Raw genomic sequence first — 20680 nt, forward strand, 5'->3', positions numbered from 1 at the left:
ACATAGCCGGCTGTCAGTCGCGCAAGGTTGATCGCCATCAATTCGTGGATTGCCTACAGCATCGGTTAGACTTGCCGACTTTCCTCGTATCAAGAAGCCCGTTCATGGCCCAGCCGTCCACTACCTACAAATTCGAACTGAACCTCACCGATCTCGACCGCAGCGTCTATGAGAACGTGAAGCAGACCATCGCCCGTCACCCTTCGGAAACCGAAGAACGCATGACCGTGCGCCTGTTGGCCTACGCGCTCTGGTACAACGAGCAACTGTCGTTCGGTCGTGGCCTGTCGGACGTGGATGAACCTGCTCTGTGGGAAAAGAGCCTGGATGACCGTGTCTTGCACTGGATCGAAGTCGGCCAGCCAGACGCTGATCGTCTGACCTGGTGCTCCCGTCGCACCGAACGCACCAGCCTGCTGGCCTACGGCAGCCTGCGCGTCTGGGAGGGCAAGGTGATCCCGGCGATCAAGAACCTGAAAAACGTCAACATTGCCGCTGTCCCGCAGGAAGTGCTGGAAACCCTGGCCCAGGACATGCCCCGCGTCATCAAGTGGGACGTGATGATCAGCGAAGGCACGATCTTCGTGACTGACGACCGTGGCCAGCACGAAGTCCAGCTCACCTGGCTGCAAGGCGAGCGCGGTTGAGTCCGCGCTACTCCCGAAAAATCCCACGTATTCAAGAGAAGCTTCTGTCACCCCATGCGTATCGATCCTCGCCCGTTGCCCGCCACTCTGCCGTTTCTCGGTGAATTGCCACCCTTGCTGACCCGGCTGTACGCGGCGCGGGGCGTGCAGTCCGAGGCGGAGCTGGACAAGAGCCTGGCGCGGCTGATTCCGTTCCAGCAGCTCAAAGGGATCGATGCGGCGGTGGACCTGTTGGTGACGGCGCTGGAGCAGCGTCAGCGGATCCTCATCGTCGGCGACTTCGACGCCGACGGCGCGACGGCCAGCACCGTGGGCGTGCTTGGCCTGCGCCTGCTGGGCGCGGCGCACGTCGATTATCTGGTGCCGAACCGCTTCGAATACGGCTACGGCCTGACCCCGGAAATCGTCGAAGTTGCGCTGACCCGCGAGCCGCAACTGTTGATCACCGTCGACAACGGTATTTCCAGCGTTGAAGGTGTGGCGGCCGCGAAGCGTCATGGCCTGAAGGTCTTGATCACCGATCACCACTTGCCCGGCGATGAACTGCCGCAGGCCGATGCACTGGTCAATCCGAACCAGCCCGGCTGCGAGTTCCCGAGCAAGGCGCTGGCCGGGGTCGGGGTTATTTTCTATGTGTTGATGGCCTTGCGCGCGCGCCTGCGCAGCCTCGGCTGGTACGAGAGCAAACCACAACCGAACATCGGCGAACTGCTGGATCTGGTGGCGCTGGGCAGCGTTGCCGACGTGGTGCCGCTGGATGCCAACAACCGGATTCTGGTGCACCAGGGCCTGGAACGAATTCGCGCCGGACGTGCGCGGCCGGGGATCAAGGCGATCCTTGAAGTGGCCAAGCGTGAAGCTTCGCGCATCACGTCTACCGACCTCGGTTTCATCGTCGGCCCGCGCCTGAACGCGGCGGGGCGTCTGGATGACATGAGCCTCGGGATCGAATGCCTGCTGACCCACGACGCTGCGCTGGCCCGGGAAATGGCCGCGCAACTGGACGGCATGAACCAGGATCGCAAATCCATCGAGCAGGGCATGCAGCGTGAAGCGCTGGCCCAGCTCAAGGACTTGCCGGTCGAGTCGATGCCGTTCGGTCTTTGCCTGTTCGATCCGGAATGGCATCAGGGTGTCATTGGTATTCTTGCGTCGCGGATGAAGGAGCGGTATTTCCGCCCGACCATCGCCTTCGCCGACGCTGGCGACGGTTTGCTCAAGGGCTCGGGGCGTTCGGTGCAGGGTTTCCATATCCGTGATGCGCTGAGCGTGGTCGCGGCGCAGCATCCGGATCTGATCAGCAAGTACGGCGGCCACGCGATGGCGGCCGGTCTGACCTTGCCGCAGGAGAATTTTCCGTTGTTCGCCGAGGCCTTCGACGCCGAAGTGCGCAGGCAGCTTCGCGAAGAAGATCTGACCGGGCGCCTGCTGTCGGATGGCACGCTGGCAGTCGAGGAATTTCATCTGGAACTGGCCCGCGCCCTGCGTCACGCCGGGCCGTGGGGTCAGCATTTTCCGGAGCCGCTGTTTCACGGCGTGTTCCAGTTGGTCGAGCAGCGGGTGGTCGGCGAGCGGCACCTGAAAGTGGTGCTGAAAACCGAGTGCGGTTCGGTGAAGCTCGATGGAATCGCCTTCGGCATTGATCGCGATATCTGGCCGAACCCGACGATCAAATGGGTCGAACTGGCCTACAAACTCGATCTCAACGAGTTTCGCGGCAATGAAACCGTGCAACTGATGATTGCCCACATTGAACCGCGATAAGGCCTTCGCGCCCCTCTATTGAAGGGGCGCAGGCATCTTCAATTGTGCTGTTTCATTTCTGAACCCTCCCTCATCCCCGGATGTCGACTAGGCTCTAAGCACTGCTTGATTGGCCTTGTGACGTCTTGTCGAATTTTTTGCCCGCGGGGGCGGGTGCTGTACCTTTTTCCTGTCACTCGTCGACTTTTCAAACAGAACCCTGGAGCCTGCCCACTGATTTGAGAGGTGCCCCATGAGTCTGCTGCTTGAACCCTTTGCCCTTCGCCAACTGACCCTGCCCAACCGCATCGCCGTGTCGCCCATGTGCCAGTACTCCAGCGTCGATGGCCTGGCCAACGACTGGCATCTGGTGCACCTCGGCAGCCGTGCGGTGGGGGGCGCTGGCCTGGTATTCACCGAAGCCACGGCAATCACGGCCGACGGGCGGATCACCGCCGAAGACCTGGGCCTGTGGAACGACGAACAGATCGCACCACTGCAACGCATCACCCGTTTCATCAATGCACAGGGCGCCGTGGCCGGCATTCAACTGGCCCACGCCGGGCGCAAGGCCAGCACCCATCGGCCGTGGATTGGCAAGCATGGCAGCGTCAAACCGGAGGACGGTGGCTGGACGCCGGTCGGGCCGTCGCCGATTGCCTTTGACCCGCAACACACCCAACCCAAACAACTCGATGAGAGCCAGATCGCCCAGGTCATCCAGGACTTTGTCGCCGCCGCCAAACGTGCGCTGACCGCCGGTTTCAGTGTGGTCGAGGTGCATGCGGCGCACGGCTATCTGCTGCACCAGTTCCTTTCGCCATTGAGTAACCAGCGCCGCGACCAGTACGGCGGCTCGTTCGAAAACCGCATTCGTCTGGTGTTGCAAGTGACCGAGGCGGTGCGCGCGGTGTGGCCGGAAGAGCTGCCGGTTTTCGTACGCCTGTCGGCTACCGATTGGGTTGAGGACGGCTGGAACCCGGATGAAACCGTAGAGTTGGCGCGACGCCTGAAAGCCTTGGGGGCTGACCTGATTGACGTGTCATCGGGTGGCACGGCGGTCAACGCCGAAATTCCCGTGGGGCCGGGTTATCAGACGCGCTTCGCCGAACGGGTACGCAAGGAGTCAGGCATCGCCACCGGCACCGTGGGAATGATTACCGAGCCTGCCCAGGCCGAGCACATCCTGCGAACCTGCCAGGCCGACATCATCTTCCTCGCCCGCGAACTGCTGCGTGATCCGTACTGGCCGCTGCACGCCGACGATGACCTGGGCGGGCGCAAAGCGGTATGGCCGGCGCAGTATCAACGTGCAACCCATCGGGATCAGCCGATTCACGAGTCTGATCTGCGGGATTGATTCCGACCGGTCGCAACGCCTATAAAACCCGCCATTGAAATGGCGGGTTTTTTCTTTTCTGCCGTTTGGAATTGCAAAGGAATGAACCGCTATGTTGATCGAACGAGAGCTGATTGAATCGGACTTGCCACTGTTGTCGCTGATCGACCGCAGTGAGTTGGTCGAAGAGTGTTATCGCATGGAAAACGGTGAGCTGATTCTGTATCCGGCGCGTTTCGACATGCGCGGCTGGCCCGAAGGGGAGGCGGAGGAGAATGCGCGGGTATTGGAAAAATGCTGGCGCAGCGGTGGGTGGCTACACGGGATTTTCGATGGAGATGTATTGGTGGCGGCGGTGGTTGTGGATAACCGGGTTATTCACAATCAGGGCCTGAACATGCGGCAGTTGAAGTTTTTGCACATCAGCCGTGCCTGGCGCGGGCAGGGATTGGGCGGGCGGTTGTTTGCCCTGGCTTGCGCGTATGGCCGGAAGGTTGGTGCCGAAGCGTTGTATGTCTCGGCGACCGAGTCGCGCAATACCGTGGAGTTCTATCAGCGCCAGGGCTGCCGGTTGCTGGAGCAACCGGATCCCGAGCTGTTTGATCTGGAACCCCACGATATCCACTTGTACTGTCCGTTGGCCTGACGGCTCAAAGCATCAAGGATACTTGCGCTTGTCCGGCGCCGGCGGGAAGTACTGGTACAACCAGGTTTCGCTCAGTGTGCGGTCGTTGGTGCGGATGAACAGCCGCAGTTCCACGGGATCGACGCTGTCGTTGGTCGGGTACCAGTCGAACAGGATCCGGTAGCCCTTGATGTCATCCAGCACCAGCACGCTGAAGTCCTGCACCTTGCCGTTGGAGCAAGTGACCACCGGTTCGATCCCGGTGCCCTGCGGCAGGCGATCCAGACCGCCACCGGTGAAGTCCACAGCGAAACGGCGGGCCCAGACTGGCGGGTAGTGCTCGCCCGGTGCCCAGCCTTCGACAAATCCACCCATGCCCGAACGGGTCGCATGCACCCGCGCCAGCGGTGTGCCGACCGGTGGCAGGGCGCTCCAGTAGAGCTTGTAGCCGTAGTTCAGCGAATCGCCGGCAGCCACCGGTTTTTTCGGTGTCCAGAACGCAACAATGTTGTCGAGGGTTTCGCCGGTTGTAGGAATTTCCAGCAGATCGATAGAGCCTTCGCCCCACGCGGTTGTAGGTTCTACCCAAAGGCTCGGGCGCTTGCTGTACCAGTCGACGGTGTCCTGATAGTTGGCGAATTCGTGGTCGGTCTGTACCAGACCGAAACCCTTTGGATCGGTGTCGGCGAAGGCATTGAATTGCAGGGTCGCCGGGTTGTTCAGTGGGCGGCAGATCCACTCGCCGTTGCCGCGCCACATGGCCAGGCGATCCGAGTCATGGATTTGCGGGTGGATGGTGTCGCACATCCGGCGCTCGTGGGTGCCGCAACTGAACATGCTGGTCATCGGCGCGATGCCCAGTTGTTCGATGGCGGTGCGGGCGTTGATGTGAGCATCGACTTCCATCACCACGCGCTCGGCCTGGCAATCGATGTCGAAGCGATAGGCGCCGGTCGCGCTCGGCGAGTCGAGCAGGGCGTAGACCACAAAGCGGGTCGCGTTCTGATCCGGGGTCTCGAACCAGAACTTGGTGAAGTCAGGGAATTCTTCGCGTTTCTTGGCGTAGGTGTCGACGGCCAGGCCACGGGCGGAGAGGCCATATTGGCCAGTGGCATCCACCGCGCGGAAGTAACTGGCGCCGAGGAACGACACCACGTCATGGCGATCCAGTTCCGGCGCCTTGAACAGCTTGAAGCCGGCAAAACCCAGGTCGCCCTTGAGCTGCTGGGTGTCGACCGAAGTGTTTTCGTAGTTGAACAGTTGAGGGCGGAAATGCACCTCGCGGGCCGTGCGGGTCTTGGGATCGACGCTGTACATGCGCACCGGCTGACGGAAACCCATGCCGACGTGGAAGAACTGCACATCGAGCTGACCCTTGTTCTCCTTCCACAGCGAATGCTCGCCGTCGTAGCGGATCGCATTGAAGTTCTGCGGGGTCATGGTCGCCAGGGTCGGCGGCAGCACCTGTTTGGTGTCCTGATACGCGCTGCCGGCCAGTTGTTTGGCCTGGCGCTTCAGCGTCTCGAAGTCGAAGGCCTGGGCTTCACCGTCGGCGGCACCGCCAGAGGCGGCCCAGGCACGTGCGGCAAGCAGGCCGGAGGCGGAAAGGCCGGTGTAAGCCGCAATGGCCATGGACGCTTTGAGCAAATTCCTGCGGTGCATAGATACAACCTGTCGTGGACAATCCCGCGCCGTTCCTGGCACGTACTGGATCAGAAATTACGGTTCGGACAAGCCTTCGGCCAAACGCTACGGACTAGTAACAGATGCCCGCTAGCTTAATCCGTTCGCTGATTTTGCAAAATTCATTGATAGCACGACGACAGCGTCTCAATGAAACAAGACGTTACGGTTACTTATCCCACAGCCTTTTCTGATTTATAGGGCATATCTGCTTTTTTCGACTAATTACTCTAAAAACAGCTTTTCAGCGCCGATTTAATTTCTATTCTATGGGCATCGCCGGTCACGACCCATCCGACCGGCAGGGCTCAAATCGCTGCTTAAAGGAGCAGGGCGATGCGGTTTTCGACAATTTCTGACGTACTGGAAAAGGACATCGTCCATGACAAAAGGACAAGGCATCACCGAAATGTTGGGCATCTTTCCCTGCCTCACCAACGTCCGGCGAAGACGCCGGCTCAGTCCTGACGAACTGAAACTGGTGGAGCGTTACCGGGAGTTGTCGGAAAGCGACCGGATTGCGATGCGGTATCTGGTGGATGCGATGAGGAGTGTTTCGCGGTTTTGACGTGAAAAACCAAAGGGGCGGACTGTGAAGTCCGCCCCTTTTTCATTCTTGAGGTTTACCGGGGACGCTGTGCCTGCATCAACTCAGGCATGTCCCGCCATTTCACCCAGGCCTGTTGTTGCCAGTGCAGCAGCGGCACGGTTACTCCGGCCCAATGCACCGAGCTCAGGCTCGGACAGTTTTCCGCTGTTGTTGAGCTGGTTTCCCGCAGGATGGGAATCACCTCATTGCTCAGCCATTGCCGCAGGTAGCGGTTTTCCGGGATGAAATGGTGAACCAGCAGCGCGTACATGCCGGATTCGCTGACCATTGGTGTCTCGACAACTTTGCTGTACTTGCGCAGGCGGACGGTGCGGCGTTGGTCGGGGTTGAGTTTCAGGGTGACGCGTGGGTTCAAGGGATGGCCCATCATGCGGCCGAGATCCTGAGCGCAGAACCAGGCTTGGTGATCGAGCAGGAGAGCATGGAGGAAACGGTTGTGGCGGGTGAAGACCGTAGGGACAAAGTGCGTCTGGGTCTCTGGTGAATTTGGCGCGTGCATAGTCAATTTCTACTCCATGTTGAAATGAGAGCCGCCACTTATCCTTCGACAGATTTGGGTGGCGAACCGCGCGGCGTTCGAAGTCGGAACATTCTCGATCAACATGGAAGCCGAGAGGCCCGCGCCACACGGTCCGCCATAACGCGAATCCGAAAGGCAAAAAAGCCTCGGTTTCTATGGAGGACGCAGTTGCGCCATGTTGATGATGTACCGGCTTCGACCCCGGACCGCTGATTGGGCAGCGACGGGATAAAGCCTATCGGTCAGGCGCTAGCGGCGCCAAGTCTACGCTGTGGACGCGTAGCGTAGGAAATGTGGCTTCTTCTTGAAGCCTGTATCTGTAGGAAATGCCTGTTTTTGTATGGCCGCCAGCAAGACTGCACCTGAAGCGTGATTTTTCCTTTATTTATTTGAATCTCAGGCATCCCCCGGGTGCTCGGCCCTTGGTCTCAGGGCTTAAAGGATTTTTGTGAATAATGGAGAATTCAATGAAGGTGTCCCTCAAACAGATCAACGGCCCATGGGATCAGGGATGGGTGCTGGACAAGCACATGGTAAGTAGTACCTTTCTCGGCAACGATGATCGCGGAAACCCTTGTTTCGATAATCAGCGCACAGAGATTGGTCAGGCGACCTACCAGCTCAAATATCAGAAGGATTGGACTCAGGTCGGCCCACTCGCCCAAGCGGTAGCGACAAATGTTTTCCCTATGTTGGATCAAGTAGGGTTTGTGCTGCCCATGCCAGCTTCAAATGTCCGGCAGCGACAACCGGTTACTGAGGTCGCTCTGGAGTTGGGACGAATTGTCGGGCGGCCGGTTTTCTCGGATTTGCTTCGAAAAGCGACTACGGGAAAGTCGCTCAAGGATCTGCACTCCAAAGCAGAAAAGGTTGCTGCGATTGGAAACAGTTTCAGCGTCAATGACGAAATTACGACAGAGGGATGCTGGAATGTTTTGGTCGTAGATGATTTGTTTGACAGCGGAGCGTCGATGGACGCGGCTTGTGCTGTCTTGCGTGAATATCCGAAGGTGGGGAAGATCTACGTAGCGGCGCTAACCTGGAAGTGAATTCAATGACGACTGTATTTATTGCTGGCTCTATCAATATCAAGAACCTTGATCCGAAGGTTAAGGAGCGTATCAGTAATATCGTTGCGTCTGAATTCGATGTGGTCGTTGGTGATGCAGGTGGTGCCGATACCTCCATTCAGGAATATCTGCTGAGTCTTGAGCGATCCAAAACTACAGTGTTCTGTAGTGGTCCAGCACCGCGGAACAACCTCGGACAGTGGCCCGCCAGAACAGTGGACTCCAAACACTCCAAAGGATCGAGGGCCTTCTTCACTGAGAAAGACGTGGTGATGGCCGAAGCCGCTGACTACGGCTTGATGATATGGGATGCGAAGAGCACCGGTACGCTCAGCAACGTCATAGAACTGTTGTCGAGAAAGAAGAAGTCCCTTGTCTTCGTCAACAAGGAGAAGGAATTCAAAGTGGTGGGAGACGTCAATCAGCTCGAAGAGTTGATTGCATTCATGTCTGACCACGCCAAGCAAAAAGCCAACGAAAAAATCAAACTGTTCGATCGTATTTCTTCGCTGAAATACGATCAGTCCGAGCTTTTCTTTTGATGTTTTGCGTCGGCTTTCTTAAACCCCGGCACTCTATCGGTGCCGGGGCCAAAATCTTTTAGCGACTCACCTTCCACGCATCCCCAGCCGGCGCCTTCCCATGGTCATATGGCTTGCCAATCCACATGTAAACCAGCCCCAATCCAACCACGATCACCGTGCTCAGCACCATCGCGTAGTTGATGTACCACGCTGCATCCGGCGTGCGTGGCCAGGCCATGTTGATGATTGCGCCGACGCCGTACACCAGCGCGCCGATGTTCACCGGCCAGCCCCAGGCGCCGAGGGTAAATTTGCCGCTGGGTTTCCAGCCTTTGCTGCGGGCGTACAGGGCGGCGAGGACGATCATCTGGAATGCGAGGTAGATGCCGATGGCGGCGAAGCTGACGATGGTCGCTACGGCGTCTTGCAGGAAGAAGCCGAGGGCGATGATCAGGCCGGGCAGGACGCCGGACACGAACAGCGCGGCGACTGGCACCTGGGTCGTAGGAGAAATCTTTTTCAGCAGTCGGCTACCGATGACCATTTCATCGCGAGCGTAGGAGTACAGCAGACGACTCGCCGCCGCCTGCAGGCTGATGACGCAGGAGATGAAGGAAATCATCACCACGCCCATCACCACTTTCGAGCCGACCGGGCCGAAGGCGTTGTTGAGGATGGTGGTGACCGGGTCCTTGTCGGTGCCGTTGATCACCGCTTGCATGTCAGGCACGGCGAGGATCAGCGCCAGGCAGGCGAACATCGCCGCAATGCCGCCGATGTAGATGGTCATGCGCATGGCCACCGGGATTTTCTTGCTCGGGTTCGGGGTTTCTTCGGCGACATCGCCGCAGGCCTCGAAGCCGTAGTAGAGGAACATCCCCGCCAGCGACGCAGTGAGGAACGCCGGCAGGTAGGAGCCGTCGACGCTGATATCGAAAGTGTTGAACAGCACGCTGATCGGCTGGTGACGCTCGAAAATCAGCAGGTACACGCCGACGATCACCGCGCCCACCAGTTCGCAGAGGAAGCCGAACATGGCGATCCGCGCCAGCACTTTGGTGCCGCTGAGGTTCACCAGGGTGGCGAACAGCGTCAGCACCAGGGCGATGACGATGTTGGTGTTGTTGCTCGGCTCAAAACCGAGCATGGCCGCGAGGTACGGGCCGGCGCCGACCGCCACGGCGGCGATGGTCACGCACAGGGCGATGGAGTAGATCCAGCCGACCATCCACGCCCATTTCTTGCCCACCAAGCGACGTGCCCAAGGATAAACACCACCGGAAATCGGGAACTGCGAAACCACTTCGCCGAAGATCAGGCACACCAGCAATTGCCCGCAACCGACCAGCAAATAAGCCCAGAACATCGGTGGCCCGCCGGCGGCCAGGCACAGACCGAACAGGGTATAAACCCCTACGACCGGTGACAGATAAGTGAAGCCCAGCGCGAAGTTTTCCCACAGGCTCATGCTGCGGTTGAAGTTGGAGGTGTAGCCCAGCTGGCGCAGTTGTTCGGCATCGCTGTCGGCAACGGCGGCTGAGAGATCGGGTGATGCACTCATGTGTGTTTGCTCCGTGAAATCGGCAGATTTCGGATGGCCGAAACCGTGGCGGGGCTTTGTGAGCGCCGCCCGGATCGGTAGTTATTGTTTTGAATGCCTGGTGATGCGGATGACCGGTTTCTGCCTTGAAGCCGGGGGATGCCTTTAGTGCTTGAACATCACATGCCGAACCGTGGTGTAATCCTCCAGCCCGTACATGGACATGTCCTTGCCGTAGCCGGACAGTTTCTGACCGCCATGAGGCATTTCGCTGACAAGCATGAAGTGCGTATTCACCCAGGTGCAGCCGTACTGCAACCGCGCAGACAGGCGATGGGCGCGTCCTACATCCGCCGTCCACACCGAGGACGCCAGGCCGTAGTCCGAATCGTTGGCCCACTCCAGCGCCTGGGCCTCATCGGTGAACTTGGTCACCGACACCACCGGCCCGAACACTTCGCGGCGGACGATTTCGTCGTCCTGCTGGGCGTCGGCCAGAACGGTCGGCTCGAAGAAGAAACCGTTGCCGTCCACAGCCTTGCCGCCAGTGATCAAGCGAATGTGCGGTTGCGCCACGGCGCGTTCGACAAACCCGGCCACCCGGTCGCGATGCTGGGCGGTGATCAGCGGCCCCAATTCGGTCGACGGATCATCCTGCAAACCGTACTTGATGCTGCTGACCGATGCGCCAAGTTTCTCCACGAACTTGTCGTAGATGCCTTGCTGGGCGTAGATCCGGCACGCCGCGGTGCAGTCCTGGCCGGCGTTGTAGAAGCCGAAGGTGCGAATACCTTCGACTGCAGCGTCGATGTCGGCGTCGTCGAAGATGATCACCGGAGCCTTGCCGCCCAACTCCATGTGCATGCGTTTGACGCTGTCGGCGGTGCTGGAAATGATGTTCGAACCGGTGGCGATGGAGCCGGTCAGCGAGACCATGCGCACTTTCGGATGGGTTACCAGCGGACTGCCCACGCTCGGCCCACGACCGAACACCAGATTGAGCACACCGGCCGGGAAAATGTCCGACGCCAGTTCGGCCAGACGCAACGCGGTCAGCGGCGTTTGTTCCGACGGCTTGAGCACCACGGTATTACCGGCGGCGAGGGCCGGGGCGATTTTCCAGGCGACCATCATCAGCGGGTAGTTCCACGGCGCGATGGAGGCGATTACGCCCACCGGGTCGCGGCGGATCATCGAGGTGTGGCCGGGCAGGTATTCGCCGCCGGCCGAACCGCTCATGCAACGGCTGGCGCCGGCGAAGAAACGGAACACGTCGGCAATCGCCGGGATCTCGTCGTTCAGCGCGGCGCTGTAGGGTTTGCCGCAGTTGTCCGATTCCAGTTTGGCCAGTTCTTCGCCATGGGCTTCGATGGCGTCGGCGAGTTTGAGCAGCAGCAGCGAACGGTCTTTCGGCGTGGTCTGCGACCATTCGGCGAAGGCACTGTCGGCGGCGCGCACGGCAGCATCGACCTGGGCTTCGGTGGCCTCGTTGATTTCCACCAGCACGTCACCGCGCGCCGGGTTGAGCACCGGTTGCGCCGGGCCTTCGCCGTTGACCAGTTGGCCGTTGATCAAGAGTTTGGTTTGCATGTTGTTGTCCTCTTTCTACTGCAAATTCAGGGTGGGAAAGGTCAGGGAATTCATTTGCCGCCGCTGCCAGCCACGCTCTCGCCACCCCGGGTCAGGTAGTAGGCGCCGAGGATCGGCAGCATGGTCACCAGCATTACGAGCATCGCCACGACGTTGGTCACCGGCACGTCCCGTGGGCGGCTCAGTTGATTGAGCAACCACAGCGGCAAGGTGCGCTCGTGCCCGGCGGTGAAGGTGGTGACGATGATTTCGTCGAACGACAGCGCAAACGCGAGCATGCCGCCGGCGAGCAGCGCCGAGCCGAGGTTCGGCAGGATGATGTAGCGGAAGGTCTGCCAGCCATCGGCGCCGAGATCCATCGATGCCTCGATCAGGCTGTGGGAGGTTCGGCGCAGACGGGCGATGACGTTGTTGTAGACGATCACCACGCAGAAGGTCGCGTGGCCGACGATGATGGTGAACATCCCCGGCTCGATCCCCAGCGTCTTGAAGGTCGCCAGCAGGGCGATCCCGGTGATGATCCCCGGCAGCGCAATCGGCAGGATCAGCATCAGCGAAATGCCCTGTTTGCCGAAGAAATCCCGGCGGTACAGCGCCGCTGAAGCCAGCGTGCCGAGCACCATCGCGATCAGCGTGGCGATGGCCGCGATCTGCAACGACAGCTTGATCGCTTCCAGCACGTCCGGCCGCGAAAACGCCACGCTGAACCAGTGCAGCGTGAAGCCTTTCGGTGGAAAGCTGAACGCCGCGTCTTCGGTGTTGAAGGCGTAGAGGAAGATGATCAGGATCGGGAAGTGCAGAAACACCAACCCGCCCCAGGCTGCGATTTTCAGCCCTATGGATGCTTTTTCAGAGTGCATCGAAGGCCCCCAAACGTTTGACGATGGACAGGTAAATGGCGATCAGCACAATCGGCACCAGCGTGAACGCCGCAGCCATCGGCATGTTGCCAATCGCGCCTTGCTGCGCGTAGACCATGCTGCCGACGAAGTAGCCCGGCGGGCCCACCAGTTGCGGCACGATGAAGTCGCCCAACGTCAGCGAAAACGTGAAGATCGAACCGGCGGCAATCCCCGGCACCGATAGCGGCAGAATCACCTGCATGAAGGTCTGGCGCGGCTTGGCCCCGAGATCGGCGGAGGCTTGCAGCAGCGACGGCGGCAGGCGCTCCAGCGAGGCCTGGATCGGCAGGATCATGAACGGCAGCCAGATGTAGACGAACACCATGAACCGCCCCAGGTGCGAGGTCGACAAGGTGCTGCCACCGACTCCGGGAATTCCCAGAATGAACTGCAGAACCGGCTCCAGCCCCAGGTGCTGCACGAACCACTGCGCGACGCCGCCCTTGGCCAGCAGCAGCGTCCAGGCGTAGGCCTTGACGATGTAGCTGGCCCACATCGGCATCATCACCGCGATGTAGAAAAACGCCTTGGTCTTGCCGGTGGTGTAGCGCGCCATGTAGTAGGCAATCGGGAACGCGACGATGGCGCTGGCGATCGACACCACGACGGCCATGCTCAGGGTGCGCAGGATGATGTCGAAATTCGACGGCTGGAACAGCGCGGCGAAGTTGGCCAGCGTCAGGTCGGGTGTGACCGCCATGGTGAAGTCGTCGAAGGTGTAGAAACCTTGCCACAACAGCACCAGCAGCGAGCCCAGATAGATCGCGCCGAACCACAGCAGCGGCGGCACCAGCAGCATCGACAGGTACAGGTTCGGCTTGCGATAGAGCAGGTTGGAAAACCTGCGCAACGGCGCCGATTGAGGGAGGGCGAGGGCGGTCATGTCACACCCCGCTCGCAACGGTGTCGTGCAGCGCAATCATCGCTTCCCGCGCCCAGCGCGCACTGATGCGCTGACCGGTCTGGTGCTGCGCGCTGCTGTCGATCCACTGATTGTTGGCCTGGCTGATGCTCAAGGTCTGGCCGTTTTCCAGAGTCAGTTCATAGCGCGTGGCGCTGCCCTGATACTGGATGTCATGGAGCAGACCGCTGACTTCAATCTCGTGGCTGGCCAACGGGCCTTCGGCGAACCGCACGTGTTCCGGACGGATCGAAAACGGCTGCGGATGACCGCTGAGCTGGCGCGCCAGATCGCCGCGAATCACGTTCGAAGTGCCGACGAATTCGGCGACGAAGGTGGTGGTGGGTTTCATGTACAGATTGCGCGGGGTGTCGACCTGCTCGATGCGACCCTTGTTGAACACGGCCACGCGGTCGGACATCGACAACGCTTCGGTCTGGTCGTGAGTGACGAAGATGAAAGTGATGCCGAGCTGGCGTTGCAGCTTCTTCAGTTCGCTCTGCATCTGTTCGCGCAGCTTCAGATCGAGAGCGCCCAACGGTTCGTCGAGCAACAGCACTCGCGGACGATTGACCAGCGCGCGGGCGAGGGCGACACGTTGGCGCTGTCCGCCGGACAACTGCACCGGTTTACGCGCGCCGTAGCCGCCGAGGGCGACCATGTCCAACGCTTCTTCGGCGCGTTTGTGGCGCTCGGTTTTGCTTACGCCTTTGACCTTCAGGCCGTAGGCGACGTTGTCCAGCACATTCATGTGCGGGAACAGCGCGTAATCCTGAAACACCGTGTTTACGTCGCGTTGATAGGGCGGCAGACCGGCGGCTTCGGCGCCGTGAATGCGGATCGAGCCCGCGCTCGGTTGCTCGAAGCCGGCGATCAGGCGCAGGCACGTGGTCTTGCCCGAACCGGAAGGGCCGAGCATGGAAAAGAACTCGCCGTCCTGGATATCGATGGAAACCCGGTCAACGGCCTTCACCTCGCCGAACTGCCGGGAAACGTTGGTGAACTGGACTGCAAGCGTCATGGTGCGGTGCTCCGAAAAGGCGAGGGCCGTCGCAGCGGCCCTGCCTGGACTTCTGAAAAAACTGGATCGTTTGGCGGTGTATGCGATGGTTTTTGGCTAACTCATCTGGTCGATACGCCGCGATCTGCTTTTAGCTCCCTCTCCCCCAGAGGGGCGAGGGGGAAAGGGAGCAGACCGCGTTGTTCCAGGTTTTACCTACCGCCCATAATCGCAATGTAGTCCTGCGTCCACCGGCTATACGGCACAAACTTCCCACCCTCAGCCTGCGGTGTTTTCCAGAAGGCGATCTTGTCGAACTGATCGAACCCGTTGGTCTTGCAGCCTTCAGCGCCGAGCAACTCACTGCCCTGACACGCCGCCGGAACCGCCGGCAACGAACCGAACCACGCCGCCACATCACCCTGGACTTTCGGTTGCAGCGACCAGTCCATCCACTTGTAGGCGCAGTTCGGGTGCTTGGCCTCGGCGTGCAGCATGGTGGTGTCAGCCCAACCGGTGGCGCCTTCTTTCGGCACGGTCGAAGCGATCGGCTGTTTCTCGTTGATCAGGCCGTTGACCTGATACGGCCAGGCGCTGGACGCGACCACGCCTTCGTTCTTGAAGTCGCTCATCTGCACCGTGGTGTCGTGCCAGTAACGGTGGATCAGCTTCTGCTGAGCGCGCAACAGTTCCAGCACAGCCTTGTACTGATCTTCGGTGAGCTGATACGGATCCTTGATCCCCAGCTCAGGCTTGGTGGATTTCAGGTAAAGCGCCGCGTCGGCGATGTAGATCGGGCCGTCGTAGGCTTGCACGCGGCCCTTGTTCGGCTTGCCATCGGGCAGGTTCTGCGCGTCGAACACCACGTTCCAGCTGGTCGGTGCAGTCTTGAACACGTTGGTGTTGTACATCAGCACGTTCGGGCCCCACTGGTACGGGGTGCCGTAGGTCTGGTTGTTGACCACGTACCACGGCGCGTCTTTCAGGCGCGGGTCGAGGGATTTCCAGTTCGGAATCAACGCAGTGTTGATCGGTTGCACACGCTTGCCGACGATCAACCGCAGCGAGGCATCGCCCGACGCCGTCACCAGGTCGTAACCGCCCTTGGCCATCAGGCTGACCATTTCGTCAGAGGTGGCGGCGGTTTTCACATTGACCTTGCAGCCGGTTTCCTTCTCGAAACCGGTCACCCAGTCGTAGGCCTTGTCGCTTTCACCGCGTTCGATGTAGCCGGGCCAGGCGACGATATCCAGCTGGCCTTCGCCGGCGCCGACGGCTTTCAGCGGCTCGGCGGCCTGCAGGCTGGCGCTGGCCAGCAGGGCCATGGTGATTGCACTGAGCAGTGCGGTCTTGTGCACGAACATGGTGAACCCTCTTCTTTAAATTATGGTCGGGGCAGTTTTGAACGCGGTGAAGCATGCCGTGGTCGGCTTGTTATTAGCGTAGTCAGAGATGCTGGCCGTGGCGGGCCATGATGTGCCGCACCACGCTGTAGTCCTGTAGCGAATCGCTGGATAAGTCTTTGCCGTAACCGGAGCGTTTCAGCCCGCCGTGGGGCATTTCGCTGACCAGCATGAAATGGCTGTTGATCCAGGTGCAGCCGTATTGCAGGCGTGCGGCGACCTGCATCGCCTTGTCCAGGTTCTGGGTCCACACCGACGAGGCGAGGCCGTATTCCGAGTCGTTGGCCCAGTCCACCGCTTGCGCGAGTTCGTCGAAGCGGGTCACGGTCACCACCGGGCCGAACACTTCGCGCTGGACGATTTCATCGCTCTGTTTGCAACCGGCCAGCAGGGTTGGCTGATAGAAGAACCCGGCGCCGGAATGCACCGCTGCGCCTGTAACCCGTTCGATGTGCGGCTGACCGAGGGCGCGCTCGACAAAACTGGCCACGCGGTCGCGCTGACGGGTGCTGATCAGCGGGCCGATCTCGTTGTCGGCGTCGCGTTTGCCAGCGAAGCGCAGACTGCTGACCGCCGCACCGAGTTCGGCGACCAACTTGTCGTGAATCCCGGCCTGGGCGTAAATACGGCAAGCCGCCGTGCAGTCCTGCCCGGCGTTGTAATAGCCATAAGTGCGCACGCCTTCGACCACGGCTTTGAGATCCGCGTCGTTGCAGACGATCACCGGGGCCTTGCCGCCGAGTTCGAGGTGGGTGCGTTTGAGGGTTTTGGCGGCGGCCTGGAGGATTTTCTGACCGGTGACGATATCGCCGGTCAGCGACACCATGCGCACTTTCGGGTGGCCAACCAAGTGACTGCCGACGCCTTCGCCGCCACCGCACACGATATTGATTACGCCACGCGGCAGAATTTCGGCTAGCGCTGGCGCCAGCGCCAGAATCGACAGCGGAGTGTGCTCGGAGGGTTTGAACACCAGCGTATTGCCGGCGGCGAGGGCCGGGGCGATCTTCCACGCGGCCATCATGATCGGGTAGTTCCACGGCGCAATCGACGCGACGACGCCAATCGGATCGCGGCGCACCATGCTGGTGTAGCCGGGCACGTATTCGCCGCTGAGCTGACCGGTCTGGCAGCGCACGGCGCCGGCGAAGAAGCGGAACACATCGACGGTGGCGGTCAAATCGTCCTGCCGCGCTAGATGCAGCGGCTTGCCGCAGTTCAGTGCTTCGAGGCGGGCGAGGTGATCGGCGTGCTTTTCGACGGCGTTGGCGATTTCCAGCAGGAAATTCGAGCGTTGTTGCGGGGTGGTGCGCGACCACTCGGCAAAGGCGCGGTGGGCGGCGAGGATGGCGGCTTCGACTTGCTCGGTGCTGGCCTCGGCTATCTGGGTCAGGACTTCGCCAGTGGCCGGGTTGAGGATCGGTTCGACAAAACCCTGGCCGGCGACCAGTTCGCCGTCGATCAGCAACGCGGTGTGCATGTGGGTCTGCGCGCCAGCCATTTTCCGGGATCTCTTTTCTTGTGTGGTCATCTTTGCTCCCGTGGATCCGGGAGCCGACCGTCTTATAGATGCAGCAAGACTAGTGCGCGGCTCCGGGGTCGACAAATTCTAAATACTGAAGGTGGCATTCGATTAAATAGATGGCTTGCGTCCGCCGTGAGGTTGCTCGCGGGCCACGGTCAGGAAGGGATCGACCAGTGCGGGGCGGGCGGTGCCGCGACGCCAGGCCAGGCCGACGTCGAGGGTCTGGTTGAGGTCGGCAATCGGTCGCGCTTCGATGATGTCGCCTTCCAGCGACCAGGGGCGGTAGGTCATGTCCGGCTGGATCGACACGCCGAGGCCCGCCGCTACCAGGCTTCGCACCGCCTCGGTGGACGCGGTTCTGAGGGTGATCTTCGGTTGCAGTCCGGCGCCGCGCCATAGGCGTTGGGCGTTGCGATCCATTTCGTCGACGTTCAGCTGAATCAACGGTTCCCGGGCCACATCGGCAAGGTTGATGCTGTCGTGTTCCAGCAGCGGATGCTGGGCCGGCAGCCACAAACGGTGCGGCGAGTGGGTCAGCACTTCGGTCTGCAAGGCGTGGCGGTCTTCGAGGTTGGAGAGGATCAGCACACCGACATCGATCTCGCCGCTGACCAGCAGATGCTCGATATACGGCCGCTCGTCCTCCATCACCCGGATCTCGACATTGGGATAGGCGCGCTGGAAACGGGTCAGCAAATCCGCCAGGTAGTAACCGGCTACCAGACTGGTCACGCCGACGATCAACTGCCCGGCGACCTGGTCGGTGCTCTGTTGCAGGCTGCGTTTGGCGTTGTCCACGGTCGCCAGAATCAGGTGCGCCTGGCGTAGGAATTGGTGCCCCTGATGGGTGAGCGTCATGCCCTTGGCGTGGCGGTTGAACAGGCTGACGCCGATTTCTTCCTCCAGTTGCTGGATGGCCAGGGTCAGGGTCGATTGGGAAATGAACGCGGTTTGCGCGGCGGCGGAGATCGAGCCGGTCTCGGCCACGGCGATGAAATGGCGGATCTGACGCAAGGTCATCATGGAAGGATTACCCGGTGGGCGGTTTTTATAGATTGCCTCGAGTGTATATCTATTTTCGCGAATGGCTGCGGTGGGCCAGGCAACATCTGGAAGCACACTCGCACCCAAGTGACGGGCACTTTCGAACTAGGCTGAGGGCCTTATTGATCCGGATAACCCCAGTTTGGAGACGGAACATGAACACCCGTGGATTGCTCGATCAACTCCTCAAGTCCGGCCAGGATCTGCTGCAGAACAAGGCCGGCGGGGCGCAGAACAAACCGGCTGCCGGTGGTTTGGGCGGATTGCTGGGCGGATCTTCCAGTAATGGCGCACTCGGCGGTTTGCTGTCAGGCGCAGGCGGCGGTGCTCTGGCGGCCGGCGCCATGGGCCTGTTGCTGGGCAGCAAAAAGGCCCGCAAGGTTGGCGGTAAAGTCGCCATCTATGGCGGCCTCGCCGCACTGGGCGTGATCGCCTACAAAGCCTACGGCAACTGGAACGCCCAAAAAGGCACCGCCCCCCAAAGCGAACCGCAAACCCTCGATCGCCTGCCACCTGCGCAAGTCGAACAACACAGCCAGGCCATCCTCAAGGCCTTGGTCGCCGCCGCCAAGGCCGACGGCCACATCGACGACCGCGAACGCCAGCTGATCGAAGGCGAGTTCACCAAACTCGACAACGATCAGGAACTCAAGCACTGGCTCCACGCCGAACTCAACAAACCCCTCGACCCCACCGACGTTGCCCGTGCGGCAAGCACACCGGAAATGGCCGCCGAAATGTACGTGGCAAGCGTGATGATGGTGGATGAGGAGAACTTCATGGAGAAGAGCTATCTGGATGAACTGGCGCGGCAGTTGAAGCTGGAGCCGGGGTTGAAGGTGGAGTTGGAGAGGCAGGTTAGGGTGGCTTTGGTGTAAGCGGGGTGATCTGCTCTTGTCTGTGCAACGAGTAATTTGATGCAAGAAAAAGGAGGAAGATAATATTTTATATTGATCTTCCTTTTTTTGTTATGGACTAACTTGGTGTGTGCAAGGCTTGCGCTTGGATTGTTGTAATTGTTTGCTTTTTTAGTATCCATAGATTGGCGGAAAGTATGAAAGAGGAGAGTGTGATTTTTTCCAGTTTTTGGCAAGCAGTATGCCTTGCTTTATTTCTTTTTCCGTCATCTCTTTGGCGATGTCAGAAAGTATCATTTTTCCATCTTCAGCAGCTGTTCCGCCACCGTTGAACCCAGACATCAAGTAAGCAAGGGCATATGCCTCCGTCAGGTCTTTTGTATAGCCAAGATCGTCAGGCATATGAGCTACACTCAGGGCGTAGTTTCCAACCGCCTCAATGTATCCATGTTCCGCAGATTTTTTGAGCCAGAAAGCAACGTCTTCTTTTTTGCCGTTGTTTTCAAAAAGATAGTTTGCGTATAGATACATTGCCCGTGGGTATCCGCCTTCAGCCGATGCTCTATACCATTTTTCAATGGCTTTATTCCGGCTACCCGGAATAAAAAACCATCCACCACCGTCTTTGTAGATTCCCGCGAGTGTGTTTTGTGCCAAAGGGTCGCCCGCTTCTGCAGCCTGCTCTAACCAGTTAAATCCTTGTTTGGTGATAAAAAGTACAGTCATAGCCTCAGTATCGCCATGTTTAGCACGTTCCTTGGCTATTTCTATCGCTTGATCGCGCCATTCGTCAGCGCTCATTCCTGTGCAGTCCCCAAAAACATTGCAGGGATCGCTTTTGCTGCTCAAGCGCAGCATCGCGTATAGATCGCCTTGATCCGCTGCGGCTTCGTACCACTTTCTTGCTTCGGCAGTGGTGTAGCGATTGCTCAATCGAAGGGCTTCCCCCAAGTAGTATTGGGCAACTCGATCTCCTCCTTCGGCTGCGACTTTAAGTAGCGGTTGAGAGTCGTACCAGTCACTTTGCTGATACAGATTTAGGCCTTGATCTTTAGCTATTTGTTGGTCCGCAGAGAGCTGGGCATAGGCCAGGTATGATGAAAGTGTTAAATATAGAGCGAGTGCAATGTTTTTTATATTCAAAGTGCAGCTCTGTC

19 protein-coding genes are annotated in these 20680 nt (G+C 59.7%); 8 read left to right on the top strand and 11 right to left on the bottom strand.

The window, feature by feature from the left end; translation table 11 throughout:
• Positions 1-104: 104 nt before the first annotated feature.
• The 4 genes from KJY40_RS06320 to KJY40_RS06335 all read left to right on the top strand — a co-directional run bounded on the left by KJY40_RS06320 (position 105) and on the right by KJY40_RS06335 (position 4375).
• Positions 105-647, top strand: coding sequence for a YaeQ family protein (locus tag KJY40_RS06320; protein WP_007954646.1), 543 nt, complete (start codon positions 105-107; stop codon positions 645-647).
• Positions 648-701: 54 nt separating this feature from the next.
• Entirely contained in the window at positions 702-2411 is a 1710-nt protein-coding gene (gene recJ, locus KJY40_RS06325) for a single-stranded-DNA-specific exonuclease RecJ (protein WP_230735647.1), read from the top strand.
• Between the two features lie 232 nt (positions 2412-2643).
• Entirely contained in the window at positions 2644-3750 is a 1107-nt protein-coding gene (locus tag KJY40_RS06330) for an NADH:flavin oxidoreductase/NADH oxidase (RefSeq protein WP_230735649.1), read from the top strand.
• A 91-nt stretch (positions 3751-3841) separates the two neighbouring features.
• Positions 3842-4375 carry a GNAT family N-acetyltransferase gene (locus KJY40_RS06335; RefSeq protein WP_230735651.1) on the top strand — a complete coding sequence of 178 codons (534 nt, stop codon included), beginning with the start codon at positions 3842-3844 and terminating at the stop codon, positions 4373-4375.
• 12 nt (positions 4376-4387) lie between these two features.
• On the opposite strand, the gene KJY40_RS06340 is transcribed toward KJY40_RS06335, so the two are convergent.
• The gene (locus KJY40_RS06340) at positions 4388-6016 is read right to left on the bottom strand and encodes a glucan biosynthesis protein D (protein WP_192563652.1); all 1629 of its coding nucleotides are present in this window, start codon (positions 6014-6016) and stop codon (positions 4388-4390) included.
• A 403-nt stretch (positions 6017-6419) separates the two neighbouring features.
• Here KJY40_RS06340 and KJY40_RS06345 point away from each other — a divergent pair, with 403 nt between their 5' ends.
• Positions 6420-6605 (top strand): hypothetical protein, encoded by a 186-nt coding sequence (locus KJY40_RS06345; protein WP_007954656.1) that lies wholly within the window; start codon positions 6420-6422, stop codon positions 6603-6605.
• Between the two features lie 55 nt (positions 6606-6660).
• Here the strand turns inward: KJY40_RS06345 and KJY40_RS06350 are convergent, their stop codons facing one another.
• Positions 6661-7146: a BRO-N domain-containing protein gene (locus tag KJY40_RS06350; RefSeq protein ID WP_230735654.1), complete on the bottom strand. Its 486-nt coding sequence runs from the start codon at positions 7144-7146 to the stop codon at positions 6661-6663.
• A 488-nt stretch (positions 7147-7634) separates the two neighbouring features.
• On the opposite strand from KJY40_RS06350, the gene KJY40_RS06355 reads away from it, so the two are divergent.
• Positions 7635-8216, top strand: a complete 582-nt coding sequence (locus tag KJY40_RS06355) for a ComF family protein (RefSeq protein WP_230735655.1) — start codon at positions 7635-7637, stop codon at positions 8214-8216.
• A gap of 5 nt (positions 8217-8221) precedes the next feature.
• Positions 8222-8779 carry a hypothetical protein gene (locus KJY40_RS06360; protein ID WP_039769587.1) on the top strand — a complete coding sequence of 186 codons (558 nt, stop codon included), beginning with the start codon at positions 8222-8224 and terminating at the stop codon, positions 8777-8779.
• 58 nt (positions 8780-8837) lie between these two features.
• On the opposite strand, the gene KJY40_RS06365 is transcribed toward KJY40_RS06360, so the two are convergent.
• From KJY40_RS06365 to KJY40_RS06400, 8 genes are all read right to left on the bottom strand, one after another.
• The gene (locus KJY40_RS06365; RefSeq protein WP_230735657.1) at positions 8838-10322 is read right to left on the bottom strand and encodes an APC family permease; all 1485 of its coding nucleotides are present in this window, start codon (positions 10320-10322) and stop codon (positions 8838-8840) included.
• A gap of 144 nt (positions 10323-10466) precedes the next feature.
• Entirely contained in the window at positions 10467-11891 is a 1425-nt protein-coding gene (locus tag KJY40_RS06370) for a gamma-aminobutyraldehyde dehydrogenase (RefSeq protein ID WP_230735659.1), read from the bottom strand.
• A gap of 50 nt (positions 11892-11941) precedes the next feature.
• Positions 11942-12751, bottom strand: a complete 810-nt coding sequence (locus tag KJY40_RS06375) for an ABC transporter permease (RefSeq protein ID WP_085647770.1) — start codon at positions 12749-12751, stop codon at positions 11942-11944.
• Complete coding sequence (locus KJY40_RS06380; protein ID WP_007954664.1) at positions 12741-13676, bottom strand: ABC transporter permease; 936 nt, start codon at positions 13674-13676, stop codon at positions 12741-12743. The genes KJY40_RS06375 and KJY40_RS06380 overlap by 11 nt, the downstream gene beginning before the upstream one ends.
• A gap of 1 nt (position 13677) precedes the next feature.
• Positions 13678-14715 carry an ABC transporter ATP-binding protein gene (locus tag KJY40_RS06385; protein WP_085647772.1) on the bottom strand — a complete coding sequence of 346 codons (1038 nt, stop codon included), beginning with the start codon at positions 14713-14715 and terminating at the stop codon, positions 13678-13680.
• Between the two features lie 191 nt (positions 14716-14906).
• Positions 14907-16058, bottom strand: coding sequence for a putative ABC transporter substrate-binding protein YdcS (gene ydcS / locus KJY40_RS06390; RefSeq protein ID WP_064593672.1), 1152 nt, complete (start codon positions 16056-16058; stop codon positions 14907-14909).
• Positions 16059-16140: 82 nt separating this feature from the next.
• Positions 16141-17628: a gamma-aminobutyraldehyde dehydrogenase gene (locus KJY40_RS06395; RefSeq protein WP_207866804.1), complete on the bottom strand. Its 1488-nt coding sequence runs from the start codon at positions 17626-17628 to the stop codon at positions 16141-16143.
• Positions 17629-17730: 102 nt separating this feature from the next.
• A complete protein-coding gene (locus KJY40_RS06400; protein WP_007954670.1) occupies positions 17731-18645 on the bottom strand; it encodes a LysR family transcriptional regulator in 915 nt (304 codons plus the stop codon).
• Positions 18646-18821: 176 nt separating this feature from the next.
• Between KJY40_RS06400 and KJY40_RS06405 the strand changes: the two genes are divergently transcribed.
• Positions 18822-19544: a tellurite resistance TerB family protein gene (locus KJY40_RS06405; RefSeq protein ID WP_230735661.1), complete on the top strand. Its 723-nt coding sequence runs from the start codon at positions 18822-18824 to the stop codon at positions 19542-19544.
• Positions 19545-19694: 150 nt separating this feature from the next.
• Here the strand turns inward: KJY40_RS06405 and KJY40_RS06410 are convergent, their stop codons facing one another.
• Positions 19695-20666: a tetratricopeptide repeat protein gene (locus KJY40_RS06410; protein ID WP_230735663.1), complete on the bottom strand. Its 972-nt coding sequence runs from the start codon at positions 20664-20666 to the stop codon at positions 19695-19697.
• Positions 20667-20680: the final 14 nt, after the last annotated feature.

Origin of the sequence: Pseudomonas fitomaticsae (assembly GCF_021018765.1) — a bacterium.
Classification (GTDB): domain Bacteria; phylum Pseudomonadota; class Gammaproteobacteria; order Pseudomonadales; family Pseudomonadaceae; genus Aquipseudomonas; species Aquipseudomonas fitomaticsae.

Excerpts from the sequence above, each read along its gene's own strand:
- KJY40_RS06320 (WP_007954646.1), top strand. The coding sequence starts at position 105 with ATGGCCCAGCCGTCCACTACCTACAAATTCGAACTGAACCTCACCGAT.
- recJ (WP_230735647.1), top strand. The coding sequence starts at position 702 with ATGCGTATCGATCCTCGCCCGTTGCCCGCCACTCTGCCGTTTCTCGGT.
- KJY40_RS06330 (WP_230735649.1), top strand. The coding sequence starts at position 2,644 with ATGAGTCTGCTGCTTGAACCCTTTGCCCTTCGCCAACTGACCCTGCCC.
- KJY40_RS06335 (WP_230735651.1), top strand. The coding sequence starts at position 3,842 with ATGTTGATCGAACGAGAGCTGATTGAATCGGACTTGCCACTGTTGTCG.
- KJY40_RS06340 (WP_192563652.1), bottom strand. The coding sequence starts at position 6,016 with ATGCACCGCAGGAATTTGCTCAAAGCGTCCATGGCCATTGCGGCTTAC.
- KJY40_RS06345 (WP_007954656.1), top strand. The coding sequence starts at position 6,420 with ATGACAAAAGGACAAGGCATCACCGAAATGTTGGGCATCTTTCCCTGC.
- KJY40_RS06350 (WP_230735654.1), bottom strand. The coding sequence starts at position 7,146 with ATGCACGCGCCAAATTCACCAGAGACCCAGACGCACTTTGTCCCTACG.
- KJY40_RS06355 (WP_230735655.1), top strand. The coding sequence starts at position 7,635 with ATGAAGGTGTCCCTCAAACAGATCAACGGCCCATGGGATCAGGGATGG.
- KJY40_RS06360 (WP_039769587.1), top strand. The coding sequence starts at position 8,222 with ATGACGACTGTATTTATTGCTGGCTCTATCAATATCAAGAACCTTGAT.
- KJY40_RS06365 (WP_230735657.1), bottom strand. The coding sequence starts at position 10,322 with ATGAGTGCATCACCCGATCTCTCAGCCGCCGTTGCCGACAGCGATGCC.
- KJY40_RS06370 (WP_230735659.1), bottom strand. The coding sequence starts at position 11,891 with ATGCAAACCAAACTCTTGATCAACGGCCAACTGGTCAACGGCGAAGGC.
- KJY40_RS06375 (WP_085647770.1), bottom strand. The coding sequence starts at position 12,751 with ATGCACTCTGAAAAAGCATCCATAGGGCTGAAAATCGCAGCCTGGGGC.
- KJY40_RS06380 (WP_007954664.1), bottom strand. The coding sequence starts at position 13,676 with ATGACCGCCCTCGCCCTCCCTCAATCGGCGCCGTTGCGCAGGTTTTCC.
- KJY40_RS06385 (WP_085647772.1), bottom strand. The coding sequence starts at position 14,715 with ATGACGCTTGCAGTCCAGTTCACCAACGTTTCCCGGCAGTTCGGCGAG.
- ydcS (WP_064593672.1), bottom strand. The coding sequence starts at position 16,058 with ATGTTCGTGCACAAGACCGCACTGCTCAGTGCAATCACCATGGCCCTG.
- KJY40_RS06395 (WP_207866804.1), bottom strand. The coding sequence starts at position 17,628 with ATGACCACACAAGAAAAGAGATCCCGGAAAATGGCTGGCGCGCAGACC.
- KJY40_RS06400 (WP_007954670.1), bottom strand. The coding sequence starts at position 18,645 with ATGATGACCTTGCGTCAGATCCGCCATTTCATCGCCGTGGCCGAGACC.
- KJY40_RS06405 (WP_230735661.1), top strand. The coding sequence starts at position 18,822 with ATGAACACCCGTGGATTGCTCGATCAACTCCTCAAGTCCGGCCAGGAT.